This is a genomic window from Nocardiopsis oceanisediminis (assembly GCF_048595525.1).
Taxonomy (GTDB): domain Bacteria; phylum Actinomycetota; class Actinomycetes; order Streptosporangiales; family Streptosporangiaceae; genus Nocardiopsis_A; species Nocardiopsis_A oceanisediminis.
In genome coordinates this window covers 99,260-122,409 of record NZ_JAFMZJ010000001.1, presented here as the reverse complement: position 1 = coordinate 122,409, position 23,150 = coordinate 99,260, and the positions used below count along the sequence as shown (strand labels likewise).

The window sequence follows — 23,150 nt, the reverse complement described above, 5'->3', positions numbered from 1 at the left end:
AGAGGGGCGGTCAGGGGAGCGCGGGGACCCGGGCGAGGGCCGCCTCGACCCGGGGCATCTCCGGGGTGGTCGGGGCGACGATCCGCATGCCGGAGACGCGGCCGGGGTCGGACCCGGAGAAGATGCGGACGGCGACCCCCGCCTCGACCAGCCGGCGGTACACGGGCCGGGGGTCCTCCAGGTGGACGAAGCGGTAGTGCGCCTCGGCGCCCGGCACCACCGCGTCGCCGAACCGCTCGGTGAGCAGCTTCTCCAGCCTGCGCCCGTTCTCCACCAGGGAGGAGAGGGTGGCCGAGGCCCAGGCGCGGGCGCTCAGCGCGGCGGTGGCCGCGGCGGCGTCCAGGTAGGAGATCGGCCAGTTCAGCAGGGAGCGCCGGACCCGCTCGCGGAGCTCCGCGTTCCGGGTCCACATGCCCCCGGTGCGCACCCCGGCGATGCCGAACGGCTTGTTGGGGGACTGCAGGACCACCACGTTGTCCAGGCCGGAGGCGGTCATGGACCCCTCCGCCCCGGTGGTGAAGTCGATGTAGGCCTCGTCCACGATGAGAACCGAGCCGGGGTTGGCGGCGCAGATCCGCACCAGCTCGTCGCGGGGGACGCTGATGCCGAGCGGGTTGTTGGGGTTGGAGAGCACGGTGAACCGGTTCCGGCGCATGGCCCGCTCCACCCGCTCCGCCCGGGCCTGCGCGGTGTCCCGGACCCCCTCGGCGGGCCCGGTGTGCCGGGGGAAGAGCCGGATGGTGTCGGTGTAGTCCGGGGTGACGACCGTGCTCTCCTCCGCCGGGCAGACCCGCGCGAGCAGGGTGAGGAACTCGGTGATCCCCCGCCCGGCCAGCAGGTGCGCCGGGTCGACCCCCATGTGCTCGGCGTAGGCCGCGGTGAACTCGTCCGACGCGGCGTAGGGGTGCGGGAGGAGGGCGCGGGCGTCGACCGAGGCGAGGGCCTCCCGGACGGTGGGGGGAGGGCCGTAGCGGTTGACGCAGGTGCTCAGGTCGAGGACGTTCCGTGCACCGGGGAGGTGCCTCAGGTCGCCCCCTTGGCGGTGGGCCGCCCCCGTCGCCGGGACGGGAAGAGGCGTGTGCGTGGGCATTTGTCGTCGCTCCTCGGATCGGTTCCGGACAACGGCGCGGCCGGCGGAGCCGCCGAGCCCAGCCCCGATGATCGGCGGTCCCCCTCGAATCCCCGTCGAGACGGATCGCGGTCCGCGCCCTCCGTCCACCGGCCCTCAAGCGGTTCCCGGGCCGCGCTTGAGGAGGGGTCCGGAGACTGGCCGTCGGTACGAGCGCCGAAGACGGCGAGGGAAGGGAAGGCAGGGAGATGAAGAGCGCAGACGCCGACAAGGTCGGAGCGGGGCTGGTCTCGGTCCTGAACGCGGTCTCGGCCGGGACCGCGGCCCAGGTGTTCGCCGCCGCGATCGAGATCGACGTGTTCGGTGCGGCCGCCGGTGAGCCGGTCGGGGCCGAGCGGATCCGGGAGCGGCTCGGCCTGCACCCCAGGGCGGTGCCGGACTTCCTCGACGCGCTGGCCGCGATGGGCCTGATGGTGCGCCGGGACGGCGGGTACCGGTCCACGGCCGCCGCGGAGCGCCACCTCAGCGCCGCCTCCGACGAGTTCATCGGCCACTTCGTCGCCGGGGCGGACGCCGGCGACCTCGTCCGGCTGCTGCGCACCGGCCTGCCGCCGGAGCGCCCGGAGGAGGAGGGGGGCGACCCCTACGCCGACCCGGCGGCGGCCAAGTCCTTCATCGCGTTCATGGACTCGATGAACGCGATGATCGACGACGACCTGCTGGCCGCGATCGACTGGAGCCGGTACGCCTCCTTCACGGACGTGGACGGCTCCCGGGGCGGGCTGGCGGCGGCGCTGGCCGCCGCGCACCCGCACCTCACCGGGACGGTGGTGGACCGGCCGGAGGTCGAGGCGGCCTTCGAGGAGAGGTTCGCCGGCGACCCGGCGCGGTCCCGGGTCTCCTTCCGGCCGTCCGACGGCGGCCCGCTGCCCGAGGCCGAGGTCGTGCTGGTCGGCGGCGTGCTGCACGACATCTCGATGAGCGAGCGGAAGGAGCTGCTGCGCCGGGTGTACGACGCGGTCGCCCCGGGGGGCGTCGCGCTGGTCTACGACATCATGCTGGACGACGAGCGGACCCGGCTCGACCCGCTGCTGGGCAGCCTGCAGATGATGATGACGGTCCCCGACGGCGGCAAGTACACCGCCGGGGAGTGCCGCGCCTGGGTGGAGGCGGCCGGATTCGCCCGCACCGAGGTGCGGCCGATGGGCGTGGACACCCTGATCGAGGCCCGGAAGGGCTGACCGGCCGCGTCCGGCCCCCGCGGCACCGCGCCGCGGGGGCCGGACGCGGTTCGGAGCGGTCCGGCCCGGCCCGGCTCCGCGCGCCCGGTGCGGACCGGCGCGCGCGGCCGGGGGCTGCGCGGGCGGAGCCCGGCGCGCGCGGCCCGGCCCGGTTCGTCCCGGTGCGGGCCGGTCCGGCTCCGCGCGGTCCGGTTCGGCCGGGCGGCGCCCGGTGCCGCGCACGTGCGGGTCGGCTCTGCGCGGCCCGGTGCCGCAGGGGGCGGTCCGGTACGGCACGCGGCGCGGCCCGGACCCGGCCGGTCCGGCGCCGGTCCCGCCGCACGGCGCGGCCCGGTGCGGCGCGGTCCCCTCGGGGCCGCGCCGCACCGGGTTCCGGGGCCGGGCCGGCCGGCTCACATGACGATGCGCACCCCGCCGCGGAGCCAGACGTCCAGGTTGAGCAGCATCTCCACGTCGGCGCGGGCCGCCCAGGCGCCCGGCCCGGACGCCAGCCGCTGCGGGGCGGTGGCCGCCTCGCGGGCCGCGGAGGCGTCGACGAAGTCCGACAGCGGCGAGGTGGGGTCGTCCAGGGTGCTCAGCAGCTGCTTGCAGAGCAGCTCCGCGTAGCGCCCGTCCTGGGTCACCGGGTAGGGGCTCTTGCGCCGGTCCAGGATCTCGTCCGGCACCACGCCCCGGAACGCGGCGCGGAGCAGGCTCTTCTCCCGCCCGTCGAAGCTCTTGATCGACCAGGGGATGTTGTAGGAGTACTCGACCAGGGCCGGGTCGCAGTAGGGGACGCGGACCTCCAGGCCGCAGGACATGGCGAAGCGGTCGCCGCGGTCCAGCAGCGACGGCAGCCAGCGCGTCATGTGCATGAAGTCGATCTCGCGGATCCGGCGCTGCAGCGCGCTCTCGCCCGGCAGGTGCGGCGTCTGCGCGATCGCCTCCTCGTACTGCGCCTGGATGTAGCCGGGCAGGTCGAGCGCCTCCATCAGGGAGCCGTCGAGGAGGCCGCAGCCGAGCCCGCGGCTGGCCCTCCCGTGCAGCTGCCCGACGGCGACCCAGGGGAAGGTCGGCGCGTTCATCAGCTCGGGCTTGTGCGACCACACGAAGCCGGCGAACACCTCGTCGGCGGTGTCGCCGGACATCGCGACGCCGATGTGCTGCTTGACCCGGTTGAACAGCAGGTAGAGCGAGGCGTCCATGTCGCCGAGCGCGGTCGGCTGGTCCTGGCGCTCCACGACGGCGGCGCGGACCTCCGGGTCGGCCAGCTCCTCGGGGGTCAGCTCGATCCGGGTCATGTCGAGGTCCAGGCGCTCGCCGAGGAGCCGGGCGTACTCGATGTCGGGGGTGGCGCGGACCTCGTCGGGGCGGAAGTTCTCCTCGTAGCCGGTGAAGGTCATGGCGAAGCCGCGGGCCGGCTCGCCCTCCTCGCGCAGCCGCGGGGCGGCCAGCGCCGCGATCGTGCTGGAGTCGATGCCGCCGGAGACGAGCAGGCCGCGCGGGATGTCCGCGACCAGCTGCTCGATGATCGTGTCGCTCACCATCGACCGGACCGCGGAGACGGTCTCCTCCAGGTCGTGCGGGTGCTCCCGGGCGGTCAGGCTCCAGTAGCGCTCCTCGGTGACCCGGCCGTCCCTGATCCGCAGCAGGTGGCCGGGGCGGACCTCGTCGATGCCCCGGTAGATGGCGGCGCCGGGGGTCCTGGCCTGGCTGAACATCTCGCGCAGGCCGTCGGCGTCCACGGTCGGCTCGAGCTCGGGGTGGCAGAACATCACCTTGGGCTCGGAGCCGAACAGCAGCCCGGAGGAGGTCTGCGCGTAGAAGAGCGGCTTGACGCCCATGTGGTCGCGGATGAGCAGCAGCTCCTGCGTCCGCTCGTCCCACACCGCGAAGGCGAAGATGCCGTGCAGGCGGTGCACGCACTCGGTGCCCCACTCCAGGTAGCTGCGGAGCAGCACCTCGGTGTCGCTCTCGGTGCGGAACCGGTGCCCCAGGGCGGACAGCTCGCGCCGGAGCTCCCGGTAGTTGTAGATCTCCCCGTTGTAGCAGATCGTCGCCAGCGGTCGGCCGTCCGATTCGACGGTCATCGGCTGCTGCCCGCTCTCGGGGGCGATGACCGAGGTCCGGGTGTGCCCGAAGGCGGCCCGCTCCCCCGTCCAGACGTCCTGCTCGTCGAGCCCCCGGCAGAGCATGACCTCGGTCATCCGGTGGATGACGTGCCGGTTCGGGGCGCCGCCCTGCCAAACGATCAGTCCGGCGATTCCGCACATGCGGTTCACTCCCTCTCTGCGCGACCTGGTCCGCCGCGTCTCGCGCCAGATGATCGCCGCCCCCGGTCGAAGCCTGCTCAAGGCTCGGACGTCACCGGAAGGCCCCGGGCCGCCACGCTGTGCTTCTGCCGACGGTCTAATCCGGATCGAGTGCCGCTCCGCCGGCGGGTGCCACTTTCGACCTGCGCACATTCCAGGCGAATCAGGCGAGAGGAACGAGACCGTGCACAGGACCCTTATCGTCGCCCGGCTGCAGGAGGCACGGGACATCCGCGGGATCGCGGAGACCTTCGCGAAGTCCGACGCGACCGAGCTGCCGCACATGGTGGGGGTGTCCCGGCGCACCCTCTTCTCCTTCCACGACCTCTACTTCCACCTGGTCGAGGCCGACCAGGACATCAAGCCCGACCTGGACCGGGCCCGCCGGCACCCGCTCTACACCGAGGTCAGCGAGACGCTCACGCAGTTCGTGTGGCCCTACGACCCGAACTGGAAGGAGCCCCGGGACGCCATGGCGGACCCGTTCTACGTGTGGACCGCCGAGAAGGGGCGCGAGCTGTGAGACGCGCCGTCATCACCGGGATCGGCGCGGTCGCGCCCGGGGGCGTCGGCCGGGAGGCGTTCTGGGACGTCCTGCTCGCGGGCAAGGGGCGGACCCGGACCATCAGCTTCTTCGACGCCTCCGGGTTCCGGTCGCGCATCGCCGCCGAGGTGGACTTCGACCCGTTCCAGGCGGGCCTGGGCCACCAGGAGGTCCGCCGGATGGACCGGGCGGCCCAGTTCGCGGTGGTCTGCGCCCGCGAGGCCGCGGCCGACAGCGGCCTGGACGTCTCCGGACTCGACCCCGGCCGGCTCGGGGTGAGCATCGGCAGCGCGGTCGGCTGCACGATGAGCCTCGAGGAGGAGTACCGGGTGCTCTCCGACGGCGGCCGGAAGTGGCTGGTGGACCACACCTACGGGGTTCCGCACCTGTACGAGCAGATGGTGCCGAGTTCGCTGGCGGTCGAGGTGGCCGCCGAGGTGGGCGCCGAGGGACCGGTCTCGCTCATCTCCACCGGGTGCACCTCGGGCCTGGACTCGCTGGGGTACGGGGTGCAGCTGGTGGAGGAGGGCAGCGCGGACGTCGTGTTCGCCGGCGCCACCGACGCCCCGCTCTCCCCGATCACCTCCGCCTGCTTCGACGCGATCAAGGCCACCACCCCGGAGAACGACGCCCCGGAGCAGGCCTCCAAGCCGTTCGACGCCCGGCGGCGCGGGTTCGTCCTCGGCGAGGGCGCCGCGGTGATGGTGATCGAGGAGTACGCGGCGGCCCGGGCCCGCGGCGCGCGGATCTACGCCGAGATCGCCGGCTTCGCCAGTCGCAGCAACGCCTTCCACATGACCGGCCTCAAGCCCGACGGCCGGGAGATGGCCGAGGCGATCCGGGTCGGCCTCGGCAAGGCGAAGGTCAACCCCGACGAGATCGACTACGTCAACGCGCACGGCTCCGGGACCAAGCAGAACGACCGGCACGAGACGGCCGCCTTCAAGCGCAGCCTGGGCGACCACGCCTACCGGGTCCCGGTGAGCTCGATCAAGTCGATGGTCGGGCACTCGCTCGGCGCGATCGGCGCCATCGAGGTCGCCGCCTGCGCGCTGGCGATCGACCGGCAGGTGGTGCCGCCCACGGCCAACCTGCACGAGCGCGACCCCGAGTGCGACCTGGACTACGTCCCGCTGACCCCGAGGGAGCACCGGATCCGCAACGTGCTCAGCGTCGGCAGCGGGTTCGGCGGCTTCCAGAGCGCGATGGTGCTGAGACGGCCAGAGGAGGTGCCGGCATGAGCGCGCCCGAGATGGTCATCACCGGGCTCGGCGTGGTCGCCCCGACCGGCCTGGACGCGGAGGAGCACTGGGCCGCGGTGCTCTCCGGGAAGAGCGGCGTCGGGCGGATCACCCGGTTCGACCCGTCCGGCTACCCGGTCGTCCTGGGCGGGGAGGTCCCCGACTTCACCGCCAAGGAGCGCATCCCGCAGCGGCTCGTCCCGCAGACCGACCACTGGACGCACATGGCCCTCTACGGGGCCGAGGCGGCCCTCGGCGACGCCGGGGTCGACCCCGCGGAGCTGCCCGAGTACGAGATGGCCGTGGTGACCTCCAGCTCCTCCGGCGGCACGGAGTTCGGCCAGAACGAGATGTCCGGGCTGTACGGCAAGGGGCCCGGCTGGGTCGGCGTCTACCAGTCCATCGCCTGGTTCTACGCCGCCACCACCGGCCAGATCTCGATCCGGAACGGGATGCGCGGCCCCTGCGGGGTGGTCTGCGCCGAGCAGGCCGGCGGCCTCGACGCGATCGGCCAGGCCCGGCGCCTGCTCCGGGACGACGTCCGGATGGTGGTGACCGGGGGGACCGACGCCTCCCTGTGCCCCTACGGGCTGGTGGCCCAGATGCAGACCGGCCTGCTGTCGGAGTCGGAGGACACGGCCCGCGCCTACCTCCCCTTCGACGCCGAGGCCTGCGGCTACGTGCCGGGGGAGGGCGGCGCGATCCTGGTCGCCGAGCGCGGCGCGGAGGCCGCGGAGCGGGGCGCCGGGTACGGCGCGGTCCTCGGCTACGCCTCCGGGTTCGAGCCCCCCGGCCGCCCGTCCTCGCTGGCCCGCACCCTCCGCCGCGCGCTGGACGACGCGCGGCTGGACCCCGGGGACGTGGACGCGGTGTTCGCCGACGGGATGGGCGACCTCCGCCAGGACCGGATCGAGGCGGACGCGATCGCGTCCGTGTTCGGGCCGGGGGCCGTCCCGGTCACCGCGCCCAAGGTGCTGAGCGGCCGGCTCTACGGGGGCGGCGCGCCGCTCGACGTGGCCACCGCCCTGCTCGGCATCCGCGACGGCGTCGTCCCGCACACCCCCGGGACCACCCGCCCGGTGGAGGGCATCGACCTCGTCCGGGACCGGCCCCGGGAGACCGGGCCGCGGACGGTGCTGGTCATCGCCCGGGGCTACGGCGGGTTCAACGCCGCGCTGGTGCTCGGCGCCCTCGACCGCTGAACCGGCGACACCACCAAGGAAGCGAGGAGCGGAACCGATGAGCGAATTCACCCTGCAGGAGCTGCGGAACGTGGTGAAGGCGGCGGTCAACGCCGACGACCTCGGCGAGATCGGCGAGGAGACGCTGGACACCGAGTTCATCGAGCTGGGCTACGACTCGCTGGCCCTGCTCGAGGTGCTCAGCGTGATCCAGCGCGAGTACGGGCTCCGGCTGCCCGACGAGGCGACGGAGAGCATGCAGACGCCGGGCGAGGCCCTGGCCTACATCAACGAGCGGTTCAAGGCCGCGGAAGGGAGCCGGTAATGGGCGGGCGCACCGACAACGAGGTCTTCATCGAGGCGCCGATGGACCTCGTCTGGGAGATGACCAACGACGTGGAGTCCTGGCCGAACCTGTTCACCGAGTACGCCAAGGCCGAGATCCTGCAGCGGCTCGCCGAGGACACCATCCGCTTCCGGCTCACCCTCCACCCCGACGACCAGGGGAACCAGTGGAGCTGGGTGTCGGACCGGACGGTGAACGAGGCGGAGCGCACCACCCACTCCAAGCGGGTGCAGACCGGGCCGTTCAAGTACATGTCGCTCTTCTGGGAGTACACCGAGGCCGACGGCGGCGTGCGGCTGCGCTGGGTCCAGGAGTTCGAGATGAAGCCGCAGGCGCCGGTCACGCAGGAGGCCATGACCGAGCACCTGAACAAGAACACGGTCATCCAGATGGGCCACATCAGGGACCGGATCGAGGCCCGGGCCGCCCGCTCGGCCGAGGCCGGCTAGGGGGAGCGGTGGAAGCAGTGGTGGCCGCGGCGCTCCCGCTGGTGCTGCTGGCGAACGGGCTCGGAGCCGGGGTGCTGATCAACACCCAGCTGGGCGGGATGGCCTACCTGGACGCCCTCCCGGCGGACCGGTACGTGCACGCCCACGCGTTCTACTCGACGCGCTACGACCCGTTCATGCCGGTGTGCATCTGCGCGACCGCGCTCGGATCGGCCCTGCTGGCCGCCGTCGGCGGCCCCCCGCCGGCGCAGGCCCTGCACGGCCTGGCCGCGCTGCTGGCGCTCGCCACGATCACCGTCTCGGTCACCAAGAACGTGCCGGTGAACAAGTGGATCCAGTCGCTCGACCCGGACCGGCTGCCGGAGGACTTCGGGCGGCTGGATCCGCGCGGGCCGTGGGGCATGTGGAACCGGGTCCGGGCCTGGCTGCTCACCGCGGCGCTGGCGGCCAACTGCGCGGCCCTTCCCCTACTGATCTGACCGACCCGACCGACCAGGACGCGAACAGAGGAGATCCGCAATGGAACTGAACGTCACCGGCAAGAAGGCCCTCGTCACCGGGGGGACCCGGGGTGTGGGGCGCGGGATCGTGCTGGCGCTCGCGCGGGCCGGGATGGACGTGCTCACCTGCTACCGGCAGGAGAGCGAGCACGTCGAGTCCCTGGAGCGGGAGCTGAAGGAGATCGGCGGGCGGCACCGCGTCTTCCAGGTCGACCTGGCCGACCCGGACGGCCCCGCCGCCCTGCTGGCCGAGGCCGAGCGGCTGTACGGGCGCCTCGACCTGGTCGTCAACAACGCCGGCACGATCACCCACGTCCCCTACGGCGAGCTGCCGCTGTCGGACTGGAACAAGATCATCGCCACCAACCTGACCGCCGCCCACCTGGTCGTCCAGCACGCGCTGCCGCTGCTGAGCGAGGACGCCTCGGTGATCAGCGTCGGCTCGAAGTCCTCCGAGGTGGGCATCCCGCTGCGGTCGCACTACACCGCGACCAAGGCCGCGCTGCGCGGCCTGAGCCGCTCGCTGGCCAAGGAGTTCGGCCACAAGGGGTGGCGGTTCAACGTGCTCGCCCTCGGCGTGATCGAGACCGAGGCCCTGCACGAGCTCCCCGAGGACCGGCGCAAGGCCATGCTGGAGCGGTACGAGCCCAAGACCGCGCTCGGCCGGCTGGGCACCCCCGACGAGGTGGCCGGCGCCGTCCTCTGGCTCGCCAGCGACCTGTCCCGGTACGTCACCGGCTCGGTCGTGCACGTGGACGGGGGGATCTCGTGAGCAGCGCCCCCTTCAGGGTCCTCCTGCGGATGGACGTCAAGCCGGGCAGGGCCGAGGAGTTCGTCGCGGCGTGGACCGAGAACTCGGCCGCCGTCACCGGGCACCCGGCCAACCTCGGCCAGTCCCTGTCCCGCAGCACCGAGGAACCGGACGTGTTCTACATCTTCAGCGAATGGGCCAGCGAGGAGGGGTTCCGGGAGTTCGAGGACAGCCCCGGGCACCTGGAGCACCGCGCGCGGCTGCACCCGTTCCGCTCCGGCGGGTCGATCGCCTTCCTGGACCTGGTCGCAGAGGTCCGCGGCGGCGCCCGCCCGGGGCAGGAGTGAGAGAGGTTCCATGAGCGGAGAGATCCGGGTCCTGCTGTACCACTCCACCGGCGACACCGACGGGATCGAGGCCGCCTACCACCAGGTCAGCAAGGAGATGGCCGACGTACCGGGGCTGATCGACAACGAACTGCTGCGCTCGGAGACCGACCCCGGGGAGTTCGTGGTGTGCAGCAGGTGGGCGAGCCGCGAGGACTTCGACCGCTGGGAGCAGGGCCCCGAGCACAAGCGGCAGACCGCGCCGCTGCGGCCCTACCGGCACACCGGGATGGAGCGGCCGTACGGCTTCTACCGGGTGGAGGCGCTCTACACCAACACGTCCGGCGCGCGAGCGGGACGGGAACGGAGCGGAGGATGACCGCCACGGACGAACGGGCCTCCGGGGCGGCCGCGGGCGGCGGCTTCATCGCCTGCGGCTCCTGCCGGATGCTGGTCTACGGCAAGCGCCACCGGCGGCTGCTCGGGGTCTGCCCGGAATGCGGCGCGCCCAGCCGGCTCGGGGCCGGGGAGCGCATGGACGCGCTCCTCGACCCCGGCTCCGCGGTCCCGGTGCCGGTGGGGGCCGCGGCGGCCGACCCGCTCGGCTTCACCGACACCCGGCCCTACCCGGAGCGGCTGGCGCGGGCCAGGGCCGACACCGGGCTGGACGACGCGGTCGCGGTGGTGCGCGGCACCGTGCAGGGCCACCCGCTGGTCGTCGCGGTGATGGACTTCCGGTTCCTCGGCGGCAGCCTCGGCTCCGCCGCGGGGGAGGCGATCACCGCGGCGGCCGAGGCCGCCCTGGCCGACCACACGCCCCTGCTGGTGGTGACCGCCTCCGGCGGCGCCCGGATGCAGGAGGGGGCGCTCGCGCTGATGCAGATGGCCAAGACCAGCGCGGCCATGGCCGACCTGGACGAGGCGGGGCTGCTCACCGTCACCCTGGTGACCGACCCCACCTACGGCGGGGTCTCCGCCTCGTTCGCCACCCTCTCCGACGTCATCCTGGCCGAGCCCGGGGCCCGGATGGGCTTCGCCGGGGCCCGGGTGATCCAGCAGACCATCAACCAGGAGCTGCCGGAGGGGTTCCAGACCGCGGAGTTCCTGCTCCGGCACGGCCTGGTCGACGGGGTCTGCGAGCGCGGCGCGCTGCGCGGCGCCGTCGGCCGGCTGCTCGCCGCGGCCTCCTCCCCGCCCGGGGAGGAGCCGGCCGGGCCCGACCCGGTGGTCCGCTCCCCGGAGCGGCTGCCCGAGCGGAGCCCGGACGAGGCGGTCCGGCTGGCCCGGCACATCGACCGGCCCACCGGCCTCGACCACATCGGCCTGTGGGCCGAGGGGTTCGTGGAGCTGCACGGCGACCGGGCCGGCGAGGACTGCCCGGCCGTGGTCGGCGGCCCCGCGACGGTGGCCGGCACGCCGGTCATGCTGATCGCGCACCAGAAGGGGCACACCACCACCGAACTGGTCCGGCGCAACTTCGGCATGCCCTCCCCGGCCGGCTACCGCAAGGCGCGGCGGCTGATGCTGCTCGCCGCGAAGCTGGGGCTCCCGGTGGTCACGCTGATCGACACCCCCGGCGCCTACCCGGGGATCAGCGCGGAGGAGCAGGGGCAGTCGAACGCCATCGCGGAGTGCCTGCGGACCATGGCGTCGCTCCCGGTGCCCATCGTCTCGGTCGTCACGGGCGAGGGCGGCAGCGGCGGCGCACTGGCCCTGGGCATGGGGAACACCGTGCTGATGTGCGAGAACGCGATCTACTCGGTGATCAGCCCGGAAGGGTGCGCCGCGATCCTGTGGAAGGGGCCGGACGGCGCCTCGAAGGCGGCGTCCGCCCTGCGGCTGAGCGCCCGACCGCTGCTGGAGCTGGGCGTCGTGGACGGGGTCGTCCCGGAACCGGAGGGCGGCGCGCACACCGACCCGGCCGCGGCGAGCACCGCCGTCCGGGACGCCGTCGCGGCCGCCCTGGCCGCCCTGGGCTCCTGCGCGGACCCCAGGGCCGACCGGCGGCGGAGGTTCCGCGCGTTCGGGCAGGCGGCGCCGGTATCCGACCGCTCTGTTGAGGAGGAAGTGCTGTGACCATGCCGGAACTGGGGCGGAAGGACACCGCCCCCGACACCAGCGGTTCCATCGATGCGGCACTGGCCGAGCTCGGCGCTCAGGCGGCGCTGGAGGCGCTGGTCCGCAGCGTCGCCGACGTCGCCTCCGCCGGGGCGGTCCCGCCGCGGCGGCTGAGCGTCAGGTTCGGGTGCGCCGCCATCGACGTCGACTGGTCCGACCCGGGGGTCCCGGAGCAGGCAGGCCGGCCGCTCCCGGCGGCCGCCGCGGCGGTCCCGGCCGCCGAGCCCGCGGCCTCGGCGGACGGGGACGACGGGCTGGAAGCGGTGAAGGCGCCGCTGGTCGGCACCTTCTACCGCGCCCCGGAGCCGGGGGCGCCGCCCTTCGTCGAGGTGGGCGACGAGGTCAAGCCGGGCCAGCAGGTCGCGATCATCGAGGCGATGAAGCTGATGAACAGCGTGGAGGCCGACATCGCCGGCCGGGTGGTGGAGGTCCTCCCCGCCGACGGCGACCCGGTCGAGTACGACCAGCGCCTGATCGTCATCGAGCCCCTGGAGGAGGGATGAACCCCCCGTTCGACACGGTGCTCGTCGCCAACCGGGGCGAGATCGCGCTGCGGGTGGTCCGCTCGCTGAGGGAGCTGGGCTGCCGCAGCGTGGTGGTGTACTCCACGGCCGACCGGGACTCGGCCGCCGTGCGGCAGGCCGACACCGCGGTGCACATCGGCCCCGGCCCCTCCAAGAAGAGCTACCTGTACGCCCCGGCGGTGGTCGAGGCCGCGCTGCAGACCGGCGCCCAGGCCGTCCACCCCGGCTACGGCTTCCTCTCCGAGGACCCCGACTTCGCCGAGATCTGCGCGGAGAACGGGATCACCTTCATCGGCCCCGCCCCGGAGGTCATGGCGGAGCTGGGGGACAAGGCCCGCGCCCGCCGGCTGATGACCGAGGCCGGGCTGCCGGTGCTGCCGGGGACGACCGACCCGGTGGGCACGGCGGCCGAGGTGGAGGAGGTCGCGTCCCGGATCGGCCTGCCGCTGATCATCAAGGCCGCGGCGGGCGGCGGCGGCCGGGGCATGGCCGTCGTCCGCTCCCGGGACGAGCTCGTCCCGGCCTACCGGGCGACGCGGGCCGCGGCCCAGGCGGTCTTCGGGGACGACAGGGTCTATGTGGAGCGGTTCCTGGAGAACGCCCGCCACGTCGAGGTGCAGGTGCTCGCGGACGGCTCCGGCGAGGTGCTGTGCCTGGGCGAGCGGGACTGCTCGGTCCAGCGCAACCACCAGAAGCTCATCGAGGAGAGCCCGGCGGTGGGCCTGCCGCCCGGCACGGTGGACGAGCTCTGCCGCCAGGCGGCGGCGGGCGCGCGGGCCGTCGGCTACACCGGCGCGGGCACCTTCGAGTTCATCGTCGCCGGCGACGAGGTCTCCTTCATCGAGGTCAACTGCCGGCTCCAGGTGGAGCACCCGGTCACCGAGCAGGTCACCGGCGTCGACATCGTCCGCGAGCAGATCCGGGTCGCGGCCGGCCTCCCGCTGTCGGCGGAGGCGCTCGGCTTCCGGGCCGGGGGCGCGTCGATCGAGTGCCGGGTGAACGCGGAGGACCCGGCGCGGGGCTTCGCCCCGTGCCCGGGGAGGATCACCTCGTTCGTGCCGCCCGGCGGCCCGTTCGTCCGGGTGGACACGGCGGCCTTCCCGGGGTGGAGGGTCCCCTCCGAGTACGACTCCCTGATCGCCAAGGTGATCACCTGGGCGCCCGACCGGGAGCAGGCCATCGAGCGGATGGACCGGGCGCTGGCCGAGTTCCGGATCGAGGGCGAGGGCGTGCGCACCACCATCCCGCTGCTCCGCGAGGTGCTGGCCGACCCGGTCTTCCGCGCGGCCGGCCACACCACCTCCTACCTGGCCGAGCGCGGGCTGCGGGTGGCGGCATGAGCGGCGGAGGGGAGGGGCCCGTGTCCGAGGGCGTGTTCCGGGCGGTGCTCCGGATGGAGATCCGGCCCGGCACCGGGGCGGAGTTCGAGCGGACGTGGGCCGAGATCGCCCGGTCGATCTCGGCCCGGCCGGCCAACCTCGGGCAGTGGCTGCTCCGGGAGAGCGGCGGCGCGGACGTCTACTACGTGCTGACCGACTGGACGGACGAGGCCGGGTTCCGGGAGTTCGAGCTGAGCGAACCGCACGTGCGCAACCGCGAGCTGCTGGGGCGCTACCGGCGGGCCGGCTCCATGGAGACGATGACCCTGGTACGCAGGGCGGCCCCCTGAGGCCGGAGCCTCAGGGGGCCGACCGGGCCCGGTGCGGCGGCGCCTTGGCCGTAGCGCGCCGACTCGGTGACCGGCGGGGTGCGAGGGGATCCCTCCCCGAGCGCCCCGCTCTTCTCCGTCCGGGCCGGGTTCCCCGGATCCTCCGGACGCGCCTCCGGAGGGGGGCGGGGCGACCGCGCGGTACGAGGATCGGGCAGTGCGGTGCGGGTCAGGGGAGTACCCGGTCCTCCTCCAGCAACCCCTGATGGATCCGCTGCAGCTCCACCGACGGACTCAACCCCGTCTCCTCGCTCAGCAGCACCCTCAGCCGCTGATAGGTCTGCAAAGCCTCGTTGCGCCGGCCCACATCGTGCAGCACCCGGATCAACTGGCCGTTGAACCACTCGTTCAACGGGTTCTCCGCCACCAGCCGCCGCAGCTCGCCCACCAGCTCCCGCTCCCGCCCCAACTGCAGCTCCGCCTCGATCCGCAGCTGCAGCACCCGCAACCGCTGCTCCTCCAACTGCAGCGCATAAGTGCTCAGCAGCGGCCCGCACGCCACATTGCCCAGCGGCGGACCCGTCCACAGCTCCAGCGCCCGACCCAGCGCCGCCGCCGCGGCCTCCGGCCGGCCCGCCCCCAGCTCGGCCCGGCCCCGGGAGGCCAGCCGCTCGAACTCCACCACGTCCACCGCCTCCGGGGCCACCCTCAGCGCGTAGCCGAAGGACTGCGTCTGCAGCACCTGCTCGCCCCGCTCGGCCAGCCCCTCGCGCTCGATCATCTTGCGCAGGTGGTAGATGTAGGTCTGCGCGGTGGTCATCGCGCTCTTGGGCGGCGCCTCCCGCCACAGCTCCTCGATCAGGGCCTCCACCCGCACCAGCCGGTTGACCCGCACCAGCAGCAGCGCCAGCACCTGGCGCACCTTCGGCGCGGGGGGCGTGCAGATCCCCCCGCCGCCGATCGCCTCGACCGATCCAAGAAGTGTGAATCGCATGACGAACTCCCCATATCGTACGCGCCGGACCCCAGCAGAGCCCGACCACCGCATCCCGAGGTAATCGCAGGGCATACATAAGTTCAGGATATTTGATATTCGACTTTCCGGCTTGCGGTCAAGTTAATTCCATGGCCGTCTACGGACAATTGCAGAAGATTGAAAAGTGGATCATCTCCTCTGTTCTGGAAAGGGATGGCGGAGTGGGCGGAGTGGTCACCTATCGTGTCCGGCCGGTCGCTCAAAGAGGTAGGGGTGCTGTTTGCGGTCGGACCGTTTCGACCGGATCCGGAGCGCGCCGGCGCCGCCCGATAAGTCTGTGACCTCTGAAAAAGAGGCGCTGTCAGAGAATCGGGCGGCGCTGTCGGTGGTTTTGAGGCAATACTTTAGGGGGGTGGGGAAACCCCTAGTTCGATACCCGTCCCCTATCGACGGGGAAGGCTTCGTGATAGGAAATCAACCAGTCGCCTCCATTCTTTCCGTGCTTCTCGCATTGAATTCCCCGGAGTTTTGGGGGCGGGTCGCCAAACGCTGGTTCAGGGTGCGCCGGGCCGCCGCCAGGGCCAGTGCGACGAAGAGCCCGAGCCCGCCCAGGAGGGCGTAGTAAGCGGGTTCCCCCACCACCGCGGAGAGGTGGGCGACCTGTCCGCCCAGCGCGGCCCCCACCGCCCCGGAGAGCCAGAACATCGCCAGCACCTGGGCGTCGTATCCGCGCGGCGCGACCTCGGCGGCCAGGCTCAGCCCGACCGGTGCCACCGCCAGCTCCCCGACCACGAGGAGCAGGTAGGCGCCGAGCAGCCACAGCGGGGAGACCGGCCCGGCCTCGGCGCCGAGCGCGGCCCCGCCCATCACCGCGAACGCGAGCCCGGCGAACAGCAGGCCGACGGAGAACTTCGCCACCGCGCCGACCCGCCCGCCCAGCCTGATCCAGAGCGCGGCGAAGAGCGGCGCCAGCATCAGCAGGAAGAGCGGCTGCGCGGACTGGAACCAGCTGGCCGGGACCAGGAACCCGGAGACCGTGCGCTCCACCGAGTCCAGGGCGAACTGGTTCAGCAGCGCGGGGCCCTGGGCGTAGAGCGTCCAGAACACCGCGGCGGCCGCGAGCATCCACATGAAGGCGCGGAGCCGGATCCGCGCCGGACCGCCCGCGGGCTGGCCGCGCACCAGCCGGGTGCCGTACACCAGCGGGACGGCCAGGACGCCGGCGCCGATGATCATGAGCAGCCGCTCCGCGTTCAGCACCGAGGAGGCCAGGCCGGCGGCGACCAGCACCGCGGACAGCCCGCCCCACAGCAGGGTCCGGTTGAGGACCAGGCGGCGCACCGGCTCCGGGGCGGGGTTCCCGGGGCGCGCCCCCACGTCGCCGAAGTTGCGCAGGCCGACCACGTAGTGCACCAGGCCGAGGAGCATGCCGACCGCGGCGATGCCGAACCCCAGGTGCCAGTCGATCCGCTCCGCCACGTACCCGGTGATCAGCGGCGCGAACAGGGCGCTGACCTGGATGCTCACGTAGAAGACCGAGAAGGCGGCCTCGCGCCGCTCCGGCCGGTCCTCGAACATCTGCCCGATCAGCGCCGCCATGCTCGGCTTCACCAGGCCGGTGCCGAGGATGACCAGGCCCAGCCCCGGATAGAGCGAGAGCGGCAGCGGGATCGCCAGCACCGCGTGGCCGCAGGCGATGAGCACCCCGCCCCAGAGCGTGGCCCGGCGCGGCCCCAGGATCCGGTCGGAGATCCAGCCGCCGGGCAGCGACGCCATGAAGACCAGGGACATGTACATCCCGACCAGCGCGGCGGCGCTCCCCGCGCCCATGCCCATCCCGCCGTCGGCGGGCTCGGCGACCAGGTACAGGTAGAGGATGGCGAGCAGGCCGTAGAAGCTGAACCGCTCCCACATGTCCACCACGAACAGCGTCCCGAACCAGCGGGGATAGCCGAAGAAGGTCCGCTCCGCGGCAGCCCGCCCGGACCCGGGGGGACTCACCGCCATGCCGGACCGCCCCCCTGCACCGCACGGAGCGGAAGGGGCCGGCCGCCGCCGACGCACCGCCCGCCGCCGGGGAACGCCCGGTGTCCGACCGACTCGTTCGTTTTGACCATATCTGCCCCTTTCTGCCCCAGATCGTTACAGAGCCCCCTCGAAGGAGGATCGAAGACGTCTCGGAGAAAGGGGGCGACCGGCGGTGACGCGGCGGCGACACCGCGGAGGCGGAGCCCGAGCCCGGCGCCGGCCCGCGCGGAAGGAGCCGCCCCGGGAACGGCGAAGGGCCCCGCGCTCTGCGCGGGGCCCTTCCGACCAGCGGAGGATATGGGATTTGAACCCATGAGGGGGTTGCCCCCCAACCGCATTAGCAGTGCGGCGCCCTAGGCCTCTAGGCGAATCCTCCTCGGCTCGCTCAAGACTACAGAGTACTGGGTCGCGGGCGCAAAACGAGCGGCTCCGGGTCAGGCGGTGGTGCGCTCGATCACCAGGTCGGCGTCGTCGCGGAGCTTGCCGACGGCGCGGGAGACGGTGCTCTTCACGGTGCCGATGCTGACGCCCAGGCGGTCGGCGATCTGCGCCTCGGTGAGGTCGCTGTAGTAGCGGAGGCAGAGGATCTGGCGCTGCCGGTCGGGGAGGCGGGAGATGGCGCGGTTGACCACGTCGGCCAGGTCGGAGCGGGCGGTGGGGTCGTCGACGCGCTGCTCGGGGATGTCGTCGGTGGGATAGATCTCCAGGCGGTTGCGGCGCCACTCGGAGATCTGGGTGTTGACCATGGCGCGGCGGACGTAGCCGTCCCGGGCCCTGGGGTTGGTGATGCGGTCCCAGGCGAAGAAGGTCTTGAGCAGCGCCGCCTGGAGCAGGTCCTCGGCGTCGGAGTGGTTGCCGGCCAGGGAGCGCGCGATGCGCAGCAGGGTCGGGCCGCGGTCGTTCACGTACTCGGTGAACTCTTCGTACCTCGTGCGCCGTACCGTCTCGGGCATGGGATCACCGGCCCCGGGGTCGCTCGCCGACCGTCGTTCGGCGAGTGCTTTCAGTCACATATCGTCCTTGATCACCACTTTTCCACGGTGGGGGCAACAGGCAGACAAGCCGGACACCATGTTCTGACAAACCGGGCGGCTCCGGATGATGCGGACGTGCTGCGGGGCAGGCGTTCCCGGTGCGGAGGGGGCGGGAGGGGCGGCAGGTTCCAGGCGTGTCGCCGGACAAGTGGGGGAATCAGGCGGAATGACGCCTTCGTCGGCGTGGGGAGTGTCCCGGCGGGGGTGCTTGACGACAATGAAAAACGGGCAGTCGGGACACTCGGGGTGAGGAGGGATGATGTCGGTCGATATAGGTGATCGGTGGAGGTTCACCTCCGCTCTGCTCGGCGAGGAGGCCGCGCCGCCGCCGGACGGCCCGTCGCCCCGGGTGGTGCGCGGGGTGCTGCTGGACGTCAGCCAGCACATGATCGTGCTGGCCACCCCGGAGGGGGAGGAGCGGTTCCTGTTCGAGGGGGCCACCCGGTTCTGGCGCGGCCGCGAGGCCGCCCCCCGCGAACTGCGCCTCGGCGACGACGTGCTGGCCCGGTGCGCCCCCGGCGGGCGCTGGGTGGTCGACCGCGTCTGGGCGCAGCTCGGGCGGGTCACCGGAACCATCACCGAGGTGGACGGGGAGACCGTCCGGGTCGACCCCGGGCACGGGCGCCCGGCGGCGGTCGCCGTCGTCCCCTACCGGGCCTCCGGCCGGATGGCCGTCCGCCACCCGCACCTGGAGCCGGGCCGCCTGTTCGACGCGATCGGCCTGCGCCGGGACGGCGCGGTGGAGGCGTCCGTCCCGGCCACCACCCAGCCGCCCTACCCGGTGGACCAGAGCCCGCGCCGGCCGCCGGCGCGCACCATGCCGCAGGCCGTCTCCGCCGTCGTCACCTGGTACGACCCCGCGGCCGGCCGCTCCGCGCACGACGACCCGCGCGCCCGATTGCAGGGCGCCGCCTACCCGGCGCTGGACTCCGGCGACGACTGCGGCCCCGGCTGCGACGGCACCGATCCCTGTCTGCCGCTGCCCCGGCTGTCCATCGGGGTCACCCTGGCCCTGAGCAACGACGAGACCGGGGAGCGCGTCGCGGTCCCGGTGATCGACTGCGCCTCGGCGCTGAGCCGGTTCTGCGACCGGTGCCGGGACTCCGGTTCCGAGGTGCGCGGCCGGCTGGCCGAACTGACCCTGCCGAGCTTCGTGGCGCTGGGCGGGCGCCCCGAGGCCGGCTGCGTTCCCGCGACCCTGAGGGTGGGGTGAGCCCGTGCTCGCGACACTGCTCCAGATCCAGCCGCCGATCGTGGCGCTGATGCTGCTGCTCGGCGCCGCCGCCAAGGCCGCGGACCGCTCCGCGGCCGGGCAGGGGCCGGCGTCCCTGCTGCCCCGGCCGCTGCAGCGGCCGTTCCGGCTGTTCGCGGTCGCGGTGGAGGCGCTGCTCGCCGTCGCGCTGCTGGTGCTCGGCGGCCCGCTGGGCGACCTGGCCCGCGGCGGCGCGGCGGTGCTGTTCGCCGCCTCGGCCGCCGCCCTCGTGCTGGTCCGCCGCCGCGACCCGGGGATGGGGTGCGGCTGCTTCGGCGGGCTGAGCACCACCCCGGTGGGGTGGCGGAGCATCGGCCGCGCCGGGCTGCTGGCGGCGGCCTCGGCCGCCGCCATCGGCGCGGCGGGCACCGGGGCCGCGGCCCTCGCGGCGCCGTCCTGGACGGCGGCCGGCCTGGCCGCGGTGGAGCTGGGGGCGATCCTGGCGCTCTCGCCGGAACTGGACGAGGCGGTCGCGCGCACCGCCCGCCGGGAGCCGTGCGAGATCCGCCCGGTCCCGGTCCGCCGCACCCTGGCCCGGCTGCGCGCGAGCGACGTGTGGCGGTCGGTCCCGGCCACGCTGGACGCGGAGAGGCCGGAGCCGGTGGACGTGTGGCGGAACGGCTGCTGGCGGCTGTTCCGGTTCGACGGCCGCCGGTACGGCCGTCCGGTGCACGTGGTCTTCGCGGTGGAGCTGCGGGGGCGCGACCCCCAGGTGCGCGCCGCGGTGATCGACATCGGCAACGGCGCCACCCTGGCGGTGCTGGGCGAGGTCGCCGACGACGGCAGCACCCCGCTCCCGCGCACCCGGAACGGTGCCCCGCAGCCGACCAACACCGTGCTGCCCCGGGCGTCCCGCCGCTTCCCGGGCCGGAACATCCCCGCGGCCCGCCGCACCCGCGACCGCACCGCGGACACCGGCCCCGGCTGACCGGCGAAGGAGGAAGGAGGGGGAGGGGCGCTTTCCCTCCCCCTTCCCCGTTCCCGGCGGCGGTCCCGGGCTGAGCTTGTTCTTCAACCTGGGCGGGCGTGGTGCTCCTTCGGGCTCATGGTGCGTTCGACCGCCTTTCCCGCGTCATGGTGCGGTGTCCGGCGCCGGTTCTTCGCCCCCCGGGGGGGGGCGTCCGGGGCCGCTCCCAAGGGGCGGCGCAGGTCCTCGGCGGCCGGGGCGGGCCGGGCCGGGCGAAGCCAGGTGCGGGCGGCGATCACAGGACACGTCCACCCATCGGCCGCCTCGATGCTCCGGCCGCCCCCGAGGTTGAAGAACAAGCTGAAGCGGGCGGCGCGGAGAAGACCCGTGCGGCCTGCCACCGGGCGGCCCCGCCCCCCTGATCTCGCCGCCGGCGGTCCCGGCCCGGTCGCGCTCCACCGCCACCGGGCGCCGGGTCCGGTCGGGGCGCTCCCGGTGCCGTGTGCGGCCCGGGGCGGGCGGAGCGGGGCCTCCGGCGAACCCGCCGGTCCGGCGGGCGGGGCGGCGGGCCGCATGGACCGGCGGGGCTCTGCCCGCTCAGTCGGCGGCGGCCCGGGGTGCCCGGCGGGCCCGGACGGCGTACCGGTGCGGGGACGCGGAGGCCGGTCCTGAGAGCGCTCCGCAGGGCCGCCGACGGGCGCCGCGGGTCCGCCGGTGGGGGCGCCGGGCCCCGGAGGAGGGGCCGGGGCCCGGCAGGGGAGGGGCGCGGTCAGGCGGTGCGGCGGAGGAAGCGCGCGAAGGCCGGTACGGAGAAGGCCAGGGAGTCCGGGCCGGCCTCGTGGATCAGGCCCTTCTCGGCGAGGGAGGCGCGGGCCTCGGCCAGGGCCGCGGGGCGGAGCGCGGCCGCGGCGGCGAGCTCCTCGGTGCGGACCGGGCCGTCGCCGAGGCCGGCCATGGCGTGCAGCACGGTGCGCTCGGCGGGTGCCGCGGACCGGTAGCGGCCGCCGAAGAATCCGGCGTCGAGCTCCTCCTCGGCCTCGGCGGCGCCCGCGGTGACGTCCTCCGCGCCGATCGGGCTCTGCTCGGCCGCGTCCCAGGCGGCCTTGGCGTAGGCCTGGAGCAGGTAGGGGTGGCCGCCGGAGAGCCGGTAGAGCGCGTCCAGCGCCTCGGCCCGGAAGGCGACCCCCTCGGGCTCGGCCGGGGCGGTCAGCGCGAGGTGCGCCTCGGACCGGCCCAGCCCGTCCACCCCGGTGTAGCGGAACAGCCGCTCGGAGTACCCCCGGCCGGCGGAGAGCGCCGCGGGCAGCTGCGGCAGGCCGGCCCCGACGACCAGCAGCGGGCCGCCGCTCTGCGCCAGGTCGTGGCAGGCGGTGCAGAGCGCGGAGAGGTCCTCGGCGCCCAGCTCCTGCATCTCGTCGATGAACAGGGCGATGCCGGTGCCCAGGTCGGTGGCGATGGAGGCGGCGTCGGCGAAGAGCTCGGCCAGGTCGGTGCCGATGTCGCCGGAGTCGGCCCGGCCGCGGACCGAGACCGCGTCGATGCCCGGGTGCCGCCGCTCGCCCGGGGCGGTGCCGGTGCGGGCGAACGACTTGAGCACGCCCAGCACGTACTCGACCCGGTCCGGGGCGCGGTGCCGGGGCGCCAGCTCGCGCAGCGCGCCGTGCAGCGCGGCCGCCAGCGGGGCGCGCAGCGACCGCCCGGGGCGGGCCTCGAACCCGCCGGTGCCCCACATCCGCTGCACGGCCAGCGAGCGGAAGGCGTTGAGCAGCGCCGTCTTGCCGGCGCCGCGCGGCCCGGTGAGCACCGTGCCGCGCTCCGGCCGGCCGCGGGCGGCGCGCTCCAGCACCACGGAGAAGCGGCGGAGCTCGTCCTCGCGCCCGGCGAGCTCGGGCGGGCGCAGGCCCGCGCCCGGGGTGTAGGGGTTGCGCACCGGGTCCATCCGGACCGGGCCGGCGGGCTCCTCCAGGGCGGTCTCCAGCGACCGGTAGAAGGCGGCCGAGGAGTGCGCGCCCCAGTCCAGCCGGCGCATGAGGTGCCGGTCCTCGCCGGGGGAGTGGGGGGCGCGCCCGGCTCCGCCGAACCGTGGCGCCCGATGACCTGAGACCTGCGCTGCCGTGGCCATGCCCCCCAAACCCCCTTCGATCGAACCTCTGTTCGAACAAGGGAGACTCTAGTGGATTCCCGAGGGCCACGCCACCGCCCCCGCCGAACCGGGCGTGTCGGCCCACCGGCCGGCGGCAGGCCGATGATCTTGACGCTGCGGTCCTCTCAGAGCGGGTGGTTTCCAGTCTCTACGGCGACATCGCACGCCAGAGGAGAGAAGGGGTCGGCCGGTGGGTCGGGTGCGGCGTCCCACGGGGTGAAGGTTCAGGCGGGCGGCGACGGCCGGGAGGGGGACCGGCTGGTCGGTCGGGCGCGGCAGAGCGGGTCAGGGCAGTCGGGGCGGGGCAGGGGCGACAGGATCGCCTGGTCCACGCCGTCCCGGGCGGCGTGGCCGACCGCCGGGAACCGCCGCCTCCCCTGACCTAGGCGAATACGCAGGGTGATGGTGGGGTGGGGTGCCCTGCGCACCGCGAGAGCACCCCGGCGACTCCGGGGTGCGCATCCCGGGCCGGATCGGGCCTCCCCGGGCCCGCGCGGCCCTGTCTTCGGCGCCGATCGGGGATTCACTCGGCCCGGAAGGGGCGGGAGGCGGGGGCCGAAACCCAGGAAGGGCAGAGGTGG

At 74.1% G+C, this 23,150-nt stretch carries 22 protein-coding genes and 1 tRNA gene; 16 read left to right on the top strand and 7 right to left on the bottom strand.

The window, feature by feature from the left end:
- Positions 1–10: 10 nt before the first annotated feature.
- A complete protein-coding gene (locus J0910_RS00820; protein ID WP_420156586.1) occupies positions 11–1,090 on the bottom strand; it encodes an aminotransferase class I/II-fold pyridoxal phosphate-dependent enzyme in 1,080 nt (359 codons plus the stop codon).
- 227 nt (positions 1,091–1,317) lie between these two features.
- Here J0910_RS00820 and J0910_RS00815 point away from each other — a divergent pair, with 227 nt between their 5' ends.
- On the top strand, positions 1,318–2,310 hold the full coding sequence (locus J0910_RS00815) for a methyltransferase (RefSeq protein ID WP_420156585.1): 993 nt from the start codon (positions 1,318–1,320) through the stop codon (positions 2,308–2,310).
- Positions 2,311–2,702: 392 nt separating this feature from the next.
- Here J0910_RS00815 and asnB read toward each other — a convergent pair whose 3' ends face one another.
- Positions 2,703–4,562: an asparagine synthase (glutamine-hydrolyzing) gene (gene asnB / locus J0910_RS00810; protein WP_420156584.1), complete on the bottom strand. Its 1,860-nt coding sequence runs from the start codon at positions 4,560–4,562 to the stop codon at positions 2,703–2,705.
- Between the two features lie 223 nt (positions 4,563–4,785).
- Between asnB and J0910_RS00805 the strand changes: the two genes are divergently transcribed.
- Genes J0910_RS00805 through J0910_RS00745 form a run of 13 tightly spaced genes read left to right on the top strand, consistent with a single transcriptional unit; the run spans position 4,786 to position 14,250 of the window.
- Entirely contained in the window at positions 4,786–5,124 is a 339-nt protein-coding gene (locus J0910_RS00805) for a TcmI family type II polyketide cyclase (RefSeq protein WP_420156583.1), read from the top strand.
- A complete protein-coding gene (locus tag J0910_RS00800) occupies positions 5,121–6,386 on the top strand; it encodes a beta-ketoacyl-[acyl-carrier-protein] synthase family protein (RefSeq protein ID WP_420156582.1) in 1,266 nt (421 codons plus the stop codon). Before J0910_RS00805 ends, J0910_RS00800 begins: the two co-directional genes overlap by 4 nt.
- Positions 6,383–7,588 carry a ketosynthase chain-length factor gene (locus J0910_RS00795; RefSeq protein ID WP_420156581.1) on the top strand — a complete coding sequence of 402 codons (1,206 nt, stop codon included), beginning with the start codon at positions 6,383–6,385 and terminating at the stop codon, positions 7,586–7,588. Before J0910_RS00800 ends, J0910_RS00795 begins: the two co-directional genes overlap by 4 nt.
- 37 nt (positions 7,589–7,625) lie before the next feature.
- Positions 7,626–7,892 carry an acyl carrier protein gene (locus J0910_RS00790; protein WP_017596463.1) on the top strand — a complete coding sequence of 89 codons (267 nt, stop codon included), beginning with the start codon at positions 7,626–7,628 and terminating at the stop codon, positions 7,890–7,892.
- On the top strand, positions 7,892–8,362 hold the full coding sequence (locus tag J0910_RS00785; RefSeq protein WP_420156580.1) for an SRPBCC family protein: 471 nt from the start codon (positions 7,892–7,894) through the stop codon (positions 8,360–8,362). Before J0910_RS00790 ends, J0910_RS00785 begins: the two co-directional genes overlap by 1 nt.
- An 8-nt stretch (positions 8,363–8,370) precedes the next feature.
- Positions 8,371–8,841: an anthrone oxygenase family protein gene (locus J0910_RS00780; RefSeq protein ID WP_420156579.1), complete on the top strand. Its 471-nt coding sequence runs from the start codon at positions 8,371–8,373 to the stop codon at positions 8,839–8,841.
- 40 nt (positions 8,842–8,881) lie between these two features.
- On the top strand, positions 8,882–9,634 hold the full coding sequence (locus J0910_RS00775; RefSeq protein ID WP_420156578.1) for an SDR family NAD(P)-dependent oxidoreductase: 753 nt from the start codon (positions 8,882–8,884) through the stop codon (positions 9,632–9,634).
- Positions 9,631–9,960, top strand: a complete 330-nt coding sequence (locus J0910_RS00770) for an antibiotic biosynthesis monooxygenase family protein (protein ID WP_420156577.1) — start codon at positions 9,631–9,633, stop codon at positions 9,958–9,960. The genes J0910_RS00775 and J0910_RS00770 overlap by 4 nt, the downstream gene beginning before the upstream one ends.
- Before the next feature lie 10 nt (positions 9,961–9,970).
- Positions 9,971–10,318 (top strand): antibiotic biosynthesis monooxygenase family protein, encoded by a 348-nt coding sequence (locus J0910_RS00765; RefSeq protein ID WP_420156576.1) that lies wholly within the window; start codon positions 9,971–9,973, stop codon positions 10,316–10,318.
- Positions 10,315–12,015: an acetyl-CoA carboxylase carboxyl transferase subunit alpha gene (gene accA, locus J0910_RS00760; protein ID WP_420156575.1), complete on the top strand. Its 1,701-nt coding sequence runs from the start codon at positions 10,315–10,317 to the stop codon at positions 12,013–12,015. The genes J0910_RS00765 and accA overlap by 4 nt, the downstream gene beginning before the upstream one ends.
- A gap of 2 nt (positions 12,016–12,017) precedes the next feature.
- Positions 12,018–12,560, top strand: coding sequence for an acetyl-CoA carboxylase biotin carboxyl carrier protein (gene accB / locus J0910_RS00755; RefSeq protein ID WP_420161853.1), 543 nt, complete (start codon positions 12,018–12,020; stop codon positions 12,558–12,560).
- The gene (locus J0910_RS00750; protein WP_420156574.1) at positions 12,557–13,921 is read left to right on the top strand and encodes an acetyl-CoA carboxylase biotin carboxylase subunit; all 1,365 of its coding nucleotides are present in this window, start codon (positions 12,557–12,559) and stop codon (positions 13,919–13,921) included. The genes accB and J0910_RS00750 overlap by 4 nt, the downstream gene beginning before the upstream one ends.
- 20 nt (positions 13,922–13,941) lie before the next feature.
- A complete protein-coding gene (locus J0910_RS00745; RefSeq protein ID WP_420156573.1) occupies positions 13,942–14,250 on the top strand; it encodes an antibiotic biosynthesis monooxygenase family protein in 309 nt (102 codons plus the stop codon).
- A gap of 208 nt (positions 14,251–14,458) precedes the next feature.
- Here J0910_RS00745 and J0910_RS00740 read toward each other — a convergent pair whose 3' ends face one another.
- From J0910_RS00740 to J0910_RS00725, 4 genes are all read right to left on the bottom strand, one after another.
- Positions 14,459–15,223 carry an AfsR/SARP family transcriptional regulator gene (locus J0910_RS00740; protein WP_420156572.1) on the bottom strand — a complete coding sequence of 255 codons (765 nt, stop codon included), beginning with the start codon at positions 15,221–15,223 and terminating at the stop codon, positions 14,459–14,461.
- Between the two features lie 456 nt (positions 15,224–15,679).
- Positions 15,680–17,212, bottom strand: coding sequence for a peptide MFS transporter (locus J0910_RS00735; RefSeq protein WP_420156571.1), 1,533 nt, complete (start codon positions 17,210–17,212; stop codon positions 15,680–15,682).
- A gap of 310 nt (positions 17,213–17,522) precedes the next feature.
- Positions 17,523–17,609 (bottom strand) — tRNA-Ser (locus J0910_RS00730).
- A 58-nt stretch (positions 17,610–17,667) separates the two neighbouring features.
- Positions 17,668–18,186, bottom strand: coding sequence for a SigE family RNA polymerase sigma factor (locus J0910_RS00725; protein WP_420156570.1), 519 nt, complete (start codon positions 18,184–18,186; stop codon positions 17,668–17,670).
- A gap of 340 nt (positions 18,187–18,526) precedes the next feature.
- Between J0910_RS00725 and J0910_RS00720 the strand changes: the two genes are divergently transcribed.
- Both J0910_RS00720 and J0910_RS00715 read left to right on the top strand, forming a co-directional pair.
- Positions 18,527–19,480: a hypothetical protein gene (locus tag J0910_RS00720; protein ID WP_420156569.1), complete on the top strand. Its 954-nt coding sequence runs from the start codon at positions 18,527–18,529 to the stop codon at positions 19,478–19,480.
- Positions 19,481–19,484: 4 nt separating this feature from the next.
- Positions 19,485–20,447 carry a MauE/DoxX family redox-associated membrane protein gene (locus J0910_RS00715; protein ID WP_420156568.1) on the top strand — a complete coding sequence of 321 codons (963 nt, stop codon included), beginning with the start codon at positions 19,485–19,487 and terminating at the stop codon, positions 20,445–20,447.
- 748 nt (positions 20,448–21,195) lie between these two features.
- Here J0910_RS00715 and J0910_RS00710 read toward each other — a convergent pair.
- Positions 21,196–22,455, bottom strand: coding sequence for an ATP-binding protein (locus tag J0910_RS00710; RefSeq protein WP_474646585.1), 1,260 nt, complete (start codon positions 22,453–22,455; stop codon positions 21,196–21,198).
- Positions 22,456–23,150: the final 695 nt, after the last annotated feature.